The sequence below is a fragment of the Xenorhabdus innexi genome (assembly GCF_002632485.1).
In the GTDB taxonomy this organism is placed as follows: Bacteria; Pseudomonadota; Gammaproteobacteria; order Enterobacterales; family Enterobacteriaceae; genus Xenorhabdus; species Xenorhabdus innexi.
In genome coordinates, this window is sequence record NZ_NIBU01000285.1 from 1 (window position 1) to 318 (window position 318).

The following is a 318-nucleotide window of genomic DNA, read 5'->3' on the forward strand; positions in this document are numbered from 1 at the left end:
AGCCGCTGACGCCGTGGTCAGCGTGCTGGGTGACCGGGCCATCCGGACCTGCACACAGTCTGCCGAGTGCAGCAGCGGCGGTGAACCCCATCAGCCGGGCACGACGGTGGCGGGAACGGGGTTTGCCCCGATGCTGGAAGCCCATACCAAAACAAACATTGAGCAACTGGTGAAACTGGTCAGTGGTACGGCGAAGCCGACGCAGGCCAGTCTGACCCAACTGAAAACCGGCAGCCTGACGGTGACGCAGGGGGTCATTCAGGCGTTGCAGCGTGACCCGGACCGGGCAGCACTGACGGCGCGTCTGGCCGGCGAGCT

1 pseudogene is annotated in these 318 nt (G+C 65.7%); it reads left to right on the forward strand.

Annotated elements, in window-relative coordinates:
- A pseudogene (locus Xinn_RS23080) lies at positions 1–318 on the forward strand (integrating conjugative element protein); the annotation flags it as partial.